This window comes from Pantoea anthophila (assembly GCF_026104315.1).
In the GTDB taxonomy this organism is placed as follows: Bacteria; Pseudomonadota; Gammaproteobacteria; order Enterobacterales; family Enterobacteriaceae; genus Pantoea; species Pantoea anthophila.
The window spans coordinates 1,027,304-1,039,602 of record NZ_CP110473.1; the positions used below are offsets into that span (position 1 = coordinate 1,027,304).

The window sequence follows — 12,299 nt, forward strand, 5'->3', positions numbered from 1 at the left end:
TTTTTTTGCTTATTTGCCGTCGCGCCACAGCGCCTGCAATTCGGGAGGGGCGACCTGTTCCGGGATCAGCAGCACAATGGTGCCGACCTCACGGCGGGTCGCATACTGGATCTGGATGCGAAAATAGCGCTGATCGCCACTGCCCACCTGCGCGGCTTTCTCCTCGGGTTCGCCCAGCGGCATCGCCTGTTCCAGCGCATGGCAGACGCGCTGTTTTTCAGGCGGTGGCAGATCGCCCAGCATAAAGCGACGCTCGGCGCGCAGCCCCGGAATAAAGGCCATGCCGCCTTCACGCGCGACGATGACAGTGGCGTCATCGGTGAGTTCGGGCAGTTCACTCATAGCACGCCAACCTCCTTCCACGCCTGTTCAATGGCACGGCCGACCGACGAATTAAAGCGCTTTTCACCGTGCTGAACGGTGAAGCGGGCAAAGGTCTTAAAGTCCGCATCCTGAGGCAGCTCGTCGTCACACAGGGTGTCATACCAGGCGTAGCCTGCCTGCTCCCAGGCAAAGCCGCCCAGCGCGGTGGCCGCCAGATAAAATGCCCGGTTAGGAATACCGGAGTTGATGTGAACTCCGCCATTATCTTCACGGGTTTTCACATAGTCATCCATGTGCGCCGGTTGCGGATCTTTACCCAGCATCGGGTCATCGTAGGCGGTGCCGGGTTCAGACATTGAACGTAACCCGCGCCCATTGATGCCGCTTGCCAGCAGACCTTCACCGATAATCCAGTCCGCCTCTTCGGCGCGCTGTTTCTTGCTGTACTGTTTGACCAGGGAGCCGAAAACGTCAGACAGGGACTCATTCAGTGCGCCCGCCTGCTCAAAGTAGATCAATCCGGCTTCATTTTCCGTGACACCATGCGCGAGTTCATGCGCCACCACATCAATCGCAATGGTAAAGCGATTAAAAATTTCGCCGTCACCGTCACCAAATACCATCTGCTGACCGTTCCAGAAGGCGTTCTGATATTTTTCCCCGTAATGGACGGTACCAAGCAGCTTCAGTCCCTGATTATCCAGCGAGTTACGCTGATAAGCCTGCCAGAAAAAGTCATAGGTCACGCCGAGGTAGTCCCAGGCTTCTTCAGCCGCCACATCATCGCTGGCGGGCTGGCCCTCCTGTCGAATCAGCTTACCGGGCAGGGTTTCTCTGCCCTGGGCATCATAAATTTCCCGGTCCACATGGCCGCCCGCAGCCGTTTTAGCCACGGCGGGCTTTTGCCAGTGTTCTGCCATCAGGTGCTGAACGTGGGTCAGGGTGCGACGCGCCTGCGCCTGCTGGTGACCGGAACCGTGAGCAATGATCTTACGAAGGATATAGGGAGGAATAACGCAGTAAGCCATCTGAAACTCCTTGGCAGCTGAGAAAGAGGTACCGGAGAGTATAGACCCGTCAGGCAGACAACTTTGACAGGCCATCTGAAACTCCCTGGCAGCAGAGATGTACCGGAGAGTACAGACCCGTCAGGCAGACCACGCTGACAGGCCATCTGAAACGCTCTGGCAGCAGAGATGTACCAGAAGTATAGACCGGTCACGGCGAATGCACGCGGTAAATGAGACCAGCCATAACTGGAAAGGAAGGGTGATGAGGGCGGAACGGGTCAGGAGGCGGTTTTGCGGCGACGCTTTTTCTCAGGCAGTAACTGTGTGACCTGGCTTTCGACCCAGCCATCATCCAGACGGGTGCGCAGCAGGTCGCCGCTCTGCAGCTGCGCCGTTTTTTTCACCACCTGTCCGGTGGTGTCGGTCGTGACGCTGAATCCGCGTGCCAGCGTGGCCAGGGGACTGACGCCCTCCAGCTGCGCTACCAGCTGACCAAACTGCTGTTTTCCGCTGCTCAGCTGAGTGGTCATACTCTGCTGCAGGCGGTAGTGCCAGCTTTGCAGCTGCTTCTGCGCTTCGAACAGGCGCTGCTGCGGCTGTTGGGCACTGAGCCGGTGCTGCAGGCGATCCTGCTGACGGGTAGCGTGACGCAGGCGGGTTTCCATCGCATCACCCAGACGCTGCTGCAGGCGAAAGAGGGCAGTCTGCTGGCGGGCCAGACGCAGCTGCGGATGCTGCTGCTGCAGGCGATGCTCCAGGCGGCTGTAAAGCCGCTGCTGGCGCGCCAGATAGTAATCCATCGCCATCTCCAGCCGCTGCTGCTGCGACTGCAGTTGACGCAGCAATTCAAGCTGATTGCGGCTGACAATTTCTGCTGCGGCCGACGGTGTGGGCGCGCGTAAATCTGCGACGAAGTCGGCAATGGTGACGTCGGTTTCGTGTCCGACTGCGCTGACGATGGGAATGCGGCTGGCAAAAATCGCGCGCGCTACCCGTTCGTCGTTAAAGCTCCACAAATCTTCCAGCGAACCGCCGCCGCGCCCGACAATTAACACGTCGCATTCATTGCGCAGGTTAGCGACTTCAATCGCCCGGACGATAGCCGCAGGCGCATCGACACCCTGCACGACAGTAGGATAGATGACCACAGGCAGGGAGGGATCGCGGCGATGCAGCACGCGTAACACATCGTGCAGGGCGGCGCCGGTCGCCGAGGTGATCACCCCGACCTGACGCGCCGGTTCCGGCAGCGGCTGCTTATACTGCGGGTCGAACAATCCTTCGGTCGACAGCTTTGCCTTCAGCAGTTCAAACTGCTGCTGCAACAGCCCTTCGCCCGCCGGATGCATACTTTCGGCAATCAGCTGATAGTCGCCGCGTGGCTCGTAGAGGGTGATGCTGGCGCGTACCAGCACCTGCTGGCCGTGCTGCGGACGAAAAGTGACGCGACGATTGCTGTTGCGGAACATGGCGCAGCGAACCTGAGCACCATCATCTTTCAGCGTGAAGTACCAGTGACCGGAAGCCGGCTGAGTAAAATTGGAGATCTCGGCGCTGATCCAGACCAGGCCCATCTCTTTCTCCAGCAGCTGACGCACTGTCGTATTGAGACGGCTGACGGTAAAAATATTGGCGTTGGATGGCAGCGACATGTGACGAAGATCAAATTCCAAATCAGCAGGTTAATTCACCGATACTACAGGGCTGTCAGTGCGGATCAAGAGTTTTTCGTAAATAATAGTGGAGGCAATCGATTACGGCCTGTATAATGCCGCGGCAATATTTTATCTAATCTCAATCACCCGAGGTGGAGTATTGCCATGTTAAGAATCGCTAAAGAAGCACTCACTTTTGACGACGTTCTGCTCGTTCCTGCTCACTCCACCGTCCTGCCTAATACGGCCGATCTCAGCACACAGCTGACCAAAAACATCCGTTTAAACATTCCTATGCTTTCCGCTGCCATGGACACCGTGACCGAAGCGGGTCTGGCAATTGCGCTGGCACAGGAAGGCGGCCTTGGCTTCATCCATAAAAATATGTCGATTGAACGCCAGGCGGACGAAGTGCGCAAGGTGAAGAAACATGAGAGCGGCGTCGTGACTGAACCGCAGACCGTACTGCCGACCACCCCACTGGCTGACGTCAAAGCGCTGACCGAGCGCAACGGCTTTGCAGGCTATCCGGTGGTTAACCGCGACAATGAACTGGTCGGTATCATCACCGGTCGTGACGTGCGCTTTGTGACCGATCTCTCTCAGCCTGTTTCTGCGGTTATGACCCCGAAAGATCGTCTGGTGACGGTGAAAGAGGGTGAAGCGCGTGATGTCGTGCTGCACAAAATGCATGAAAAACGTGTAGAGAAAGCGCTGGTCGTGGATGACAGCTTCCATCTGCTGGGCATGATCACCGTTAAAGACTTCCAGAAAGCCGAACGTAAGCCTAACGCCTGTAAAGATGCGCAGGGCCGTCTGCGTGTGGGTGCCGCTGTCGGTGCCGGTGCAGGCAATGAAGAGCGCATCGATGCGCTGGTTGCTGCGGGCGTTGACGTGCTGCTGATTGACTCTTCTCACGGTCACTCTGAAGGCGTGCTCTCCCGTATCCGTGAAACCCGTGCTAAATATCCGGACCTCGAAATTGTCGGCGGTAACGTTGCTACCGGTGCCGGCGCACTGGCACTGGTTGAGGCCGGCGTCAGCGCGGTCAAAGTCGGTATCGGCCCTGGCTCTATCTGTACTACCCGTATCGTCACCGGTGTCGGTGTTCCGCAGATCACCGCCGTCTCTGACGCCGTGACTGCACTGGAAGGCACCGGTATTCCGGTCATCGCCGATGGCGGTATCCGCTTCTCCGGTGATATCGCAAAAGCGATCGCGGCGGGAGCCTCCTGTGTCATGGTGGGTTCAATGCTGGCGGGCACCGAAGAGTCTCCGGGCGAGATCGAGCTCTACCAGGGTCGTGCATTCAAATCCTACCGCGGCATGGGTTCACTGGGCGCGATGTCCAAAGGCTCTTCAGACCGTTACTTCCAGACTGATAACGCCGCAGACAAACTGGTGCCGGAAGGCATCGAAGGCCGCGTGGCTTATAAAGGCCGTCTGAAAGAGATCGTCCATCAGCAGATGGGTGGACTGCGTTCATGCATGGGCCTGACCGGTTGCCCGACCATTGATGACCTGCGCACCAAAGCGGAGTTTGTCCGCATCAGCGGCGCTGGCATTAATGAGAGTCACGTACATGATGTGACCATCACCAAAGAGTCACCGAACTACCGTATGGGCTCGTAATTCCGATTTCCCGCCCGGCTTAAGCCGGGCGCTTTTATTTATTAAGTCACCGTTCTGGAACCCCCTCAATGACGACGGAAAATATCCATAAGCATCGCATTCTGATTCTCGATTTCGGCTCGCAATATACTCAGCTGGTGGCACGCCGCGTGCGCGAGCTTGGCGTTTACTGTGAACTCTGGGCATGGGATGTGAGCGAAGAGCAGATTCGCCAGTTCAACCCAAGCGGCATCATCCTTTCCGGTGGCCCGGAGAGCACCACCGAACTGAACAGCCCGCGTGCGCCGGAATATGTCTTTAATGCTGGCGTGCCGGTCCTCGGCGTCTGCTACGGTATGCAGACCATGGCGATGCAGCTGGGCGGCGCCGTTGCCGGTTCAAACGAACGTGAGTTCGGTTATGCGCAGGTTGAAGTGACCACGCCAAGCGCTCTGGTTCGCGATATCGAAGATGCGATCAGCGCGGCCGGTAAACCGCTGCTGGATGTCTGGATGAGCCACGGCGATAAAGTCACCGCTATCCCGGCTGACTTCGTAACCGTTGCCAGCACCGAAACCTGTCCGTTTGCCATCATGGCGAACGAAGAGAAGCGTTTCTACGGCGTGCAGTTCCACCCGGAAGTGACCCATACCCGTCAGGGCCTGCGGATGCTTGAGCGCTTCATCATCGACATTTGTGAATGTGAAGCCCTATGGACGCCAGCTAAAATCATCGAAGATGCGGTAGAACGTCTGCGTGAGCAGGTAGGAAATGACAAAGTTATCCTCGGTCTGTCTGGCGGTGTGGATTCATCGGTAACGGCGATGCTGCTGCACCGTGCCATTGGCGACCGTCTGACCTGCGTGTTTGTGGATAACGGTCTGCTGCGCCTGAACGAAGCGCAGCAGGTGATGGATATGTTTGGCGATCACTTTGGTCTCAACATCGTCCATGTCCCGGCTGAGCAGCGTTTCCTGGACGCACTGGCGGGTATTGATGAACCTGAAGCCAAGCGTAAAACCATTGGTCGCGTCTTTGTGGAAGTGTTTGACGAAGAAGCGCTGAAGCTGGAAGACGTTAAGTGGCTGGCGCAGGGCACCATCTATCCGGACGTGATTGAATCGGCGGCGTCAGCCACCGGTAAAGCGCACGTCATCAAGTCGCACCACAACGTTGGCGGCCTGCCGAAAGAGATGAAGATGGGCCTGGTTGAGCCGCTGAAAGAGCTGTTCAAAGACGAAGTGCGTAAGATTGGTCTGGAGCTGGGCCTGCCGTACGACATGCTGTTCCGCCATCCGTTCCCGGGCCCGGGTCTGGGCGTGCGCGTGCTGGGCGAAGTGAAGAAAGAGTATTGCGATCTGCTGCGTCGTGCCGATGCTATCTTCATCGAAGAGCTGCACAAAGCGGATCTCTACAACAAAGTCAGCCAGGCGTTCACCGTCTTCCTGCCGGTTCGCTCGGTCGGTGTGATGGGCGATGGCCGTAAATATGACTGGGTGGTTTCACTGCGCGCGGTGGAAACCATCGACTTTATGACCGCTCACTGGGCGCATCTGCCGTATGATTTCCTGGGCCGCGTCTCTAACCGTATCATCAATGAAATCAACGGGATTTCCCGCGTGGTGTATGACATCAGCGGTAAGCCACCGGCGACAATTGAGTGGGAGTGATCGGCCTGTAGCCGGTTTACCCTGACGATGTTCAAGCCCGCTTCTCAGCGGGCTTTTTTCTGCCCTGGCTGGCTGCCGAACCGCCGTTTTAACCTTTCAGCACATCCGCACCCGACCCTGGCGATTTTCTGTTCACTTTGCCGCAAATTGCGCTATTCTGCTGGTCAGCAAAAGTACGTCGGGTTTCCTGTCTGACACCCGCTTTTGACTCGCCGCTTTTACCGATTATCCATATCTCAAAGCCGCCGCTTACGGAAACCGCCCGCACCGCAGGCGTTTCCTGATTCTGACGCCACCAGGAATGTTGTCATGCTCTCACTCAAAGTGTTCAGCCTGTTTTTTGTTGTCGTATTGCTCCTCTCTCTGGGAGCCAGTATCGCCCAGGCAACCCGTCACAGCGAAACCGCAGAGCGGGGCGGCTGGTGGTCGGCGCGACGCGATTCAGCCGGTATTGCGCCCGACCCGCGCGCTTTCGCTAATCTGGCTATCGTGCAGGTCTATGCCGCGGCCACCTATGGCTGGAAAGGGCGGGTCGCGGTGCATCCCTGGATCATCTTCAAACGTGCCGGTGAAACGCACTACAATCGCTATGAAGTAATCAGCTGGGGCAGTGGCGATAAAGTGCGTCACAATACCAATCTTCCCGATGGCTACTGGTATGGTGCAAAACCGCGGCTGCTGGTGAACCATCGCGGACCCGAGGCAGAAGCGATGATCCCGCAGATTGAAGCGGCTATTCAATCCTATCCCTGGCCGACGACCTATCACGCGTGGCCGGGGCCCAACAGCAATACTTTCCTGGCGCACATTGGTCGCGAAGTCCCGGCCTTAAAACTCGATTTACCTGCGAATGCCCTGGGCAAAGATTACCGGCCACTGTGGCGTCCGGTCGGGCTGCCGCCATCCGGGCGAGGGCTGCAGGTATCGGTCCTGGGTGTGGCGGGCGTCACGCTGGGAGCGGAAGAGGGGTTCGAAGTGAATCTGCTGGGTCTGAACATGGGCCTCGACTTTACCCCGTTCCGCCTGCGGTTGCCGTTTATTGGCGGGCTGGGTAACGACAATCTGCAGCAGGATAAGCCCTGATCGTCTGGCCCCGCTAACGGGGCCGGTTTGTTTCAGCACACGCCAAAATCGCCCTCTTCGTGATAGAGGTTGACGCTCTCTGCCTTCACTTCAATCTCTTTTTTGGTCGCATCATCCACCCGTGCGCAATACAGGGTGTCACCTTCAACGCGCAATACCTGCATTTTAGGGCCACCGGTTTTCGACTGAACAAAATCCTCTGCTTTAAACATAGTTTCTCCGTCGTGAGTCGTGATTGCTGCCAGCATCGCACTGGCATTTTTTTGCGTAACGTTTTCCAGTTTAGATCCTGACCGTTTTACTGTGTGAAAAAGTCTGCGCATGCTCAGCCTTACAACAATATTTTTTCTGATTGTCAGATGACAACTTATTAATCCGGCGGGAGGATAGGGAGGACGTGCGTAAGGAGAGGCATATGGAATATTGTTTTACATTACGGTTCAGCCTGCCGGAAGGGCATGCGCCGGCAGATGAGATGATGGAAGTGCTGGCCGCAGCCGGCTGTGACGATGCGCTGATCGGTCTGGGGATGCCGGGGCGAATCGCACTGGAGTTTACCCGGGAGTCAGGCTCCGCGACGGAGGCACTGGCAGAGGCAGAAGCGGCGGTCCTGCGCGCGATACCGGGTGCTACGCTGGTGGAAGCGGCGCCTGACTTTGTGGGACTGACTGATGTAGCCGAGCTGATCGGCATGTCGCGGCAGAACATGCGCAAGCTGATGCTCAGCCACCGCCCGCCATTTCCGCTGCCGGTGCATGACGGTAAAACCGCCATCTGGCACCTGGCAGATGTACTGGAGTGGCTGAACCAGCGCGGTAACTATGCGCTGCCGGTAGCGACCCGGGAACTGGCGCAGGTGACGCGCCAGCGTAATCTCAGCGGGTCACTGCAACGCTACGGTCTGCACGCCTGAGGGTCAGTGCGAGGTCAGAAACAGCGTCGCCAGTCCCAGGAAGATAAAGAAGCCGCCGGTGTCGGTGATGGCGGTAATCAGAACGCTGGAGCCGACGGCCGGATCGCGCTTCAGTCTGGTCATCACCAGTGGCACCAGCACGCCCATCAGCGCCGCCAGCAGCAGATTAAGCGCCATGGCCAGCATCATGACGCCGCCCAGCGCCATATTGTCATACATCAGCCAGGTGATGCCGCCCATGATGCCGCCCCAGAAGAGGCCGTTGATCAGTGCCACGCCCAGTTCACGGACGATCAGAAACGAGAAGTTACCCGGCTCTACCTGATGCAGCGCCAGCGCGCGCACAATCATGGTGATCGTCTGGTTACCGGTGTTGCCCCCGATCCCGGCCACAATCGGCATCAGTGTCGCGAGGGCGACGATTTGCGAAATGGTCCCTTCAAACAGCCCGATAACGCGTGAGGCAACAAAGGCGGTGCAGAGGTTGATCGCCAGCCAGGCCCAGCGTTTACGGACTGACTTATGCACCGGGGCAAAGACATCCTCTTCCTGACTGATACCGCCCATCTTACGGATATTGCTTTCGTTTTCGGCGTTGACCAGGTCGATGATATCTTCAATGCTTACACGGCCAATCAGTTTGCCTTTTGCATCGGTAACGGCGGCAGAGATGAGGTTATAACGCTCAAAGGCGCTGGCGGCGTCTTCTGCCTTGTCATTAAGCTGGAAGGTGGTGGGGCGTGCGTTCATCACTTCACTCACCAGCGTTTTGGGCTTATTCAGCAGGATATCGGTCAGCAGCAGTTCACCCAGCAGCTGATTATCTTTATTCGTGATGAAGAGCTTATCGGTGCCGCCCGGCATACTTTTGCGCTTGCGCAGGAAACGCTGCACCGTCGCCAGCGTGACATCTTCACGCACCGTCAGGATGTTGAAATCCATCACCCTGGCGACGCGGTCGCGGTCAAACTGCACCATGCTGAGCATCCGGGCGCGCAGGCCAGGTTCCACGGTGGCCAGCAGGCGTCCGGTCAGGTCACGCGGCAGATAGCGCGCCAGCCAGACCTGATCGTCGATATCCAGCGGCTGGATGGCGCGCAGGATATCACGGTCGCTCATCTCCTCCGTGAGGCTGGCCCAGACCGTTTCTGACGCTTCAACCAGCACGTGACCGCGCCGCTCGTTTGGCACCAGCCGCCACAGCGCCTGGCGCTCCTCTTCCGGCAGGGCTTCGAGAATATCGGCAAGGTCAGCGGCATGCAGCTGAAGAATATCCTGTTCCAGCGCTTCACGCTGGGCCGCATTTTCACGTTGCTGTTCAGGCGGGCGATCGCCGGATTTCTCCAGCAGGGCATCAACCAGATCGTGTTCATTGAGCAGCAGCGTCAGAATGCGATGACGGGTTTCACTTAAACGTTGAGAGTGAGAGGCAGACACATTGGATCCCTTTAGTCTGAAAGCACCAGCACGAAGTGTAGCGTTTCGCCTGAAAAAGGGATGCAAAAAAGCGTCCGATCGGTCGGATAACGTTTTAAATTCAGTTCAGAAGGGGACTATGCGTTAGCGGGTATCGCCTGATGTCACTGTAACCGGTCCAGGCGTCGCTTTCTGTTGCTGATGATGTTCGAAGGCAGCAGGCAGGATGAAAATCAGGCGACTAAAGAGAATGATAAAACTGATCAGCAACACGATGCGGGTCATGGTGCCGGTTTTCTGACGTCTTCGGGGAGAAATAGCGCTGTTCACGCGGGGTGGTTCCTGTAGTGACCCTCATCGGGGCGATTGCAATATTTAGTCACAGTCGCCCGATGAAATCAATCGCTGTTGAAAAAAACAGCAGATAATGATCAGTAACTCGCTTTCTGCGCCAGCAGCGTGGCAAAGCGGCAGGTGATGCGCTGGCCGTTTTCATCTTTACGGTGCAGCTGGCCGGGATGCTCGTTGTACTTCACGATGTGCCAGTTGCGGTAGTAGTGACTGAGTTCCCCCGATTTAAACGCAAAAGAGAAATCAGCCGGGCAGGGCATATCGTCCGTGTTCATCGCCGCGACAATCAGGTTAAAGCCATATTTCACCGTGCAGGCCTGCATGTCCGCAATCAGCTGTGGAATGGTCTGCGGCTGCAGAAACATCATCACCACGGTCGACAGCACAAAGTCATAGCCGCCATTAAAGCGCGTCGTGTTCAGGTCATGCTGCGCGGTGTGGATACCGCTGAGGTTTTCCTGCGTCACAATCTCCTGCAGGCGCGCCAGACTTTGTGGATTGTGATCCCACGCCGTCACGTCAAATCCCTGCTGATTCAGAAACAGCGTGTTACGGCCCACGCCACAGCCAAGATCCAGCGCCTTGCCGACGGTGAGCTGGGGCAGAGCCGCAACCACTTCAGAGTGAGGCGGAGTCAGGCCATAGGTTTCGGCGAAGTAGTTTGCGCCTGAAAGCAGTGTGGTTGGTTGTGTCATAGTCATCAGTTCAGTTAAAAGGGCGCCAGGCGCCCGTAAGGTCAGGCTTCTTCTTTAAGGATCAGTTTCCATCCCGTCACGTCATTCCAGTAAACCTGCTCACGTTCGAGATCGAGCTGAACCAGGTTGTTCTGACTGAAATAGCCTGCCGGGAAGGTCAGCGTCCAGTGGCCGTCATCACACTTCAGGCTTAACGCATCCGGGCGCGTCGTGGCCTGGCGCTGATTATTGAGCAGCGTACCCAGGCGCAGCAGGAAAATCAGCGGAATAAACTGCTTTTTCTTGAACAGCGTGACGCGCGGCAACTCATCGAGTTTAATCGCTTTGCGATGGAATCTGACCAGCGCAGCCAGCAGCATCTGCTGATCCTGATTGAAACCGGGCAGGTTGGTGTTTTGCAGGATGTAGGCGGAATGGCGCTGCAGCGCGCTATGGTTAATGGTCAGGCCGACTTCATGCAGCATGGCCGCCCACTTCAGCAGCGCAGCCAGTTGCGGATTGGCCAGCTTTGGATTCTGCTCGCTCCACTGCACATAAAGCTGCTCGGTGGTGTCAAGCACGCGTCGCGCCTGATCGCTGTCGATGGCGTAGTGATTCGCCAGACTCTGTGCGGTCCGGCTGCGAATATCCTGATGGCGGAAGCGGCCTTCCATCTCATAGAGTACGCCTTCACGCAGCGCACCGTCAGAGAGGCGCAGCTCGCGGATCGCCAGCGCATCAAATACGCCACAGAGAATCGCCAGTCCCGGCACGAAGACGTTTTTGCGCTCTTCAGAGAGGCCCGGCAGGCTCAGTGCCGCAAAGGATTTATGCTTCATCACCTCGTCATAGAGCTTGTCGAGACGCTCAGGGGTGATCAGCTTCTCTTTCTCATCCATCGCCTGCAGCACTTCACAGGCGGCTTTAATAGTTCCGGACGCCCCCAGCGCATATTTCCAGCCATGCAGACGATACTGCCACGCCAGCGTTTCCAGCTTCTGCGCGGCCGCTAAACGGGCACGACGGAAGTTTTCACGGCTGATTTCCCCCTTAGGGAAATAGAGCTGGGCGAAACTGACGCAGCCCATGCGGCGGCTTTCAACCAGCTGCGGTTCAAAATCCTCGCCAATCACCAGCTCGGTTGAGCCGCCGCCGATGTCGATCACCAGCTTGCGGCCTTTTTCCGGCTGCGTATGCTCCACGCCCATAAAGATCAGACGCGCTTCTTCATGACCTGAAATCACCTCGATCGGGTAGGGGATCACCTCAGCCGCCCGCTGCAGGAAGGTTTCGGCGTTTACCGCCTCACGCAGCGTATGGGTGCCGACAATGGTCACGTTGCTCGGGCTGAACCCCTGCAGGCGCTCGGCGAACAGCGCCAGACAGGCTAAGCCGCGCTCCATCGCCTCTTCGCTGAGTTTGTGCTGAGCATCCAGCCCGTCAGCCAGATGGACGCGCTGCTTCAGGCGACCCAGCACCTGCATCGCACCGTCGACGACCCGCGCAATCACCATATGGAAACTGTTCGAGCCCAGGTCAATCGCCGCAAACTCCTGGGGTTTAGGCGTACTTTTATGAGAAATTGGCATAGG

General features: G+C 57.3%; 12 protein-coding genes. 4 read left to right on the forward strand and 8 right to left on the reverse strand.

The window, feature by feature from the left end; translation table 11 throughout:
- Window positions 1-9: 9 nt before the first annotated feature.
- The 3 genes from OJ965_RS07420 to xseA all read right to left on the reverse strand — a co-directional run bounded on the left by OJ965_RS07420 (window position 10) and on the right by xseA (window position 2,986).
- Window positions 10-342: a protealysin inhibitor emfourin gene (locus tag OJ965_RS07420; protein ID WP_009088741.1), complete on the reverse strand. Its 333-nt coding sequence runs from the start codon at window positions 340-342 to the stop codon at window positions 10-12.
- Entirely contained in the window at window positions 339-1,352 is a 1,014-nt protein-coding gene (locus OJ965_RS07425) for a M4 family metallopeptidase (RefSeq protein WP_009088742.1), read from the reverse strand. The genes OJ965_RS07420 and OJ965_RS07425 overlap by 4 nt, the downstream gene beginning before the upstream one ends.
- Window positions 1,353-1,612: 260 nt before the next feature.
- Complete coding sequence (gene xseA, locus OJ965_RS07430; RefSeq protein WP_265139261.1) at window positions 1,613-2,986, reverse strand: exodeoxyribonuclease VII large subunit; 1,374 nt, start codon at window positions 2,984-2,986, stop codon at window positions 1,613-1,615.
- Between the two features lie 168 nt (window positions 2,987-3,154).
- On the opposite strand from xseA, the gene guaB reads away from it, so the two are divergent.
- The 3 genes from guaB to OJ965_RS07445 all read left to right on the forward strand — a co-directional run bounded on the left by guaB (window position 3,155) and on the right by OJ965_RS07445 (window position 7,353).
- Complete coding sequence (gene guaB / locus OJ965_RS07435) at window positions 3,155-4,621, forward strand: IMP dehydrogenase (RefSeq protein WP_009088747.1); 1,467 nt, start codon at window positions 3,155-3,157, stop codon at window positions 4,619-4,621.
- Window positions 4,622-4,689: 68 nt separating this feature from the next.
- The gene (guaA, locus tag OJ965_RS07440; RefSeq protein ID WP_009088749.1) at window positions 4,690-6,270 is read left to right on the forward strand and encodes a glutamine-hydrolyzing GMP synthase; all 1,581 of its coding nucleotides are present in this window, start codon (window positions 4,690-4,692) and stop codon (window positions 6,268-6,270) included.
- A 309-nt stretch (window positions 6,271-6,579) separates the two neighbouring features.
- Window positions 6,580-7,353, forward strand: coding sequence for a DUF3750 domain-containing protein (locus OJ965_RS07445; protein ID WP_265138624.1), 774 nt, complete (start codon window positions 6,580-6,582; stop codon window positions 7,351-7,353).
- A gap of 32 nt (window positions 7,354-7,385) precedes the next feature.
- Here OJ965_RS07445 and OJ965_RS07450 read toward each other — a convergent pair whose 3' ends face one another.
- Window positions 7,386-7,565 carry a hypothetical protein gene (locus OJ965_RS07450; protein WP_009088756.1) on the reverse strand — a complete coding sequence of 60 codons (180 nt, stop codon included), beginning with the start codon at window positions 7,563-7,565 and terminating at the stop codon, window positions 7,386-7,388.
- Window positions 7,566-7,768: 203 nt separating this feature from the next.
- Here OJ965_RS07450 and OJ965_RS07455 point away from each other — a divergent pair, with 203 nt between their 5' ends.
- Complete coding sequence (locus OJ965_RS07455; RefSeq protein ID WP_046102364.1) at window positions 7,769-8,266, forward strand: helix-turn-helix transcriptional regulator; 498 nt, start codon at window positions 7,769-7,771, stop codon at window positions 8,264-8,266.
- A gap of 3 nt (window positions 8,267-8,269) precedes the next feature.
- Here the strand turns inward: OJ965_RS07455 and mgtE are convergent, their stop codons facing one another.
- The 4 genes from mgtE to ppx all read right to left on the reverse strand — a co-directional run bounded on the left by mgtE (window position 8,270) and on the right by ppx (window position 12,296).
- Window positions 8,270-9,703, reverse strand: a complete 1,434-nt coding sequence (mgtE, locus tag OJ965_RS07460) for a magnesium transporter (RefSeq protein WP_265138627.1) — start codon at window positions 9,701-9,703, stop codon at window positions 8,270-8,272.
- 123 nt (window positions 9,704-9,826) lie between these two features.
- Window positions 9,827-10,012, reverse strand: a complete 186-nt coding sequence (locus tag OJ965_RS07465) for a YfgG family protein (RefSeq protein ID WP_033736145.1) — start codon at window positions 10,010-10,012, stop codon at window positions 9,827-9,829.
- A 101-nt stretch (window positions 10,013-10,113) separates the two neighbouring features.
- Window positions 10,114-10,728: a tellurite resistance methyltransferase TehB gene (gene tehB, locus OJ965_RS07470; protein ID WP_009088764.1), complete on the reverse strand. Its 615-nt coding sequence runs from the start codon at window positions 10,726-10,728 to the stop codon at window positions 10,114-10,116.
- Window positions 10,729-10,769: 41 nt separating this feature from the next.
- Window positions 10,770-12,296, reverse strand: coding sequence for an exopolyphosphatase (gene ppx / locus OJ965_RS07475; protein ID WP_009088767.1), 1,527 nt, complete (start codon window positions 12,294-12,296; stop codon window positions 10,770-10,772).
- Window positions 12,297-12,299 lie beyond the last annotated feature (3 nt).

Coding starts and splice junctions, on each gene's coding strand:
- OJ965_RS07420 (WP_009088741.1), bottom strand. CDS start 342: ATGAGTGAACTGCCCGAACTCACCGATGACGCCACTGTCATCGTCGCG.
- OJ965_RS07425 (WP_009088742.1), bottom strand. CDS start 1,352: ATGGCTTACTGCGTTATTCCTCCCTATATCCTTCGTAAGATCATTGCT.
- xseA (WP_265139261.1), bottom strand. CDS start 2,986: ATGTCGCTGCCATCCAACGCCAATATTTTTACCGTCAGCCGTCTCAAT.
- guaB (WP_009088747.1), top strand. CDS start 3,155: ATGTTAAGAATCGCTAAAGAAGCACTCACTTTTGACGACGTTCTGCTC.
- guaA (WP_009088749.1), top strand. CDS start 4,690: ATGACGACGGAAAATATCCATAAGCATCGCATTCTGATTCTCGATTTC.
- OJ965_RS07445 (WP_265138624.1), top strand. CDS start 6,580: ATGCTCTCACTCAAAGTGTTCAGCCTGTTTTTTGTTGTCGTATTGCTC.
- OJ965_RS07450 (WP_009088756.1), bottom strand. CDS start 7,565: ATGTTTAAAGCAGAGGATTTTGTTCAGTCGAAAACCGGTGGCCCTAAA.
- OJ965_RS07455 (WP_046102364.1), top strand. CDS start 7,769: ATGGAATATTGTTTTACATTACGGTTCAGCCTGCCGGAAGGGCATGCG.
- tehB (WP_009088764.1), bottom strand. CDS start 10,728: ATGACACAACCAACCACACTGCTTTCAGGCGCAAACTACTTCGCCGAA.
- ppx (WP_009088767.1), bottom strand. CDS start 12,296: ATGCCAATTTCTCATAAAAGTACGCCTAAACCCCAGGAGTTTGCGGCG.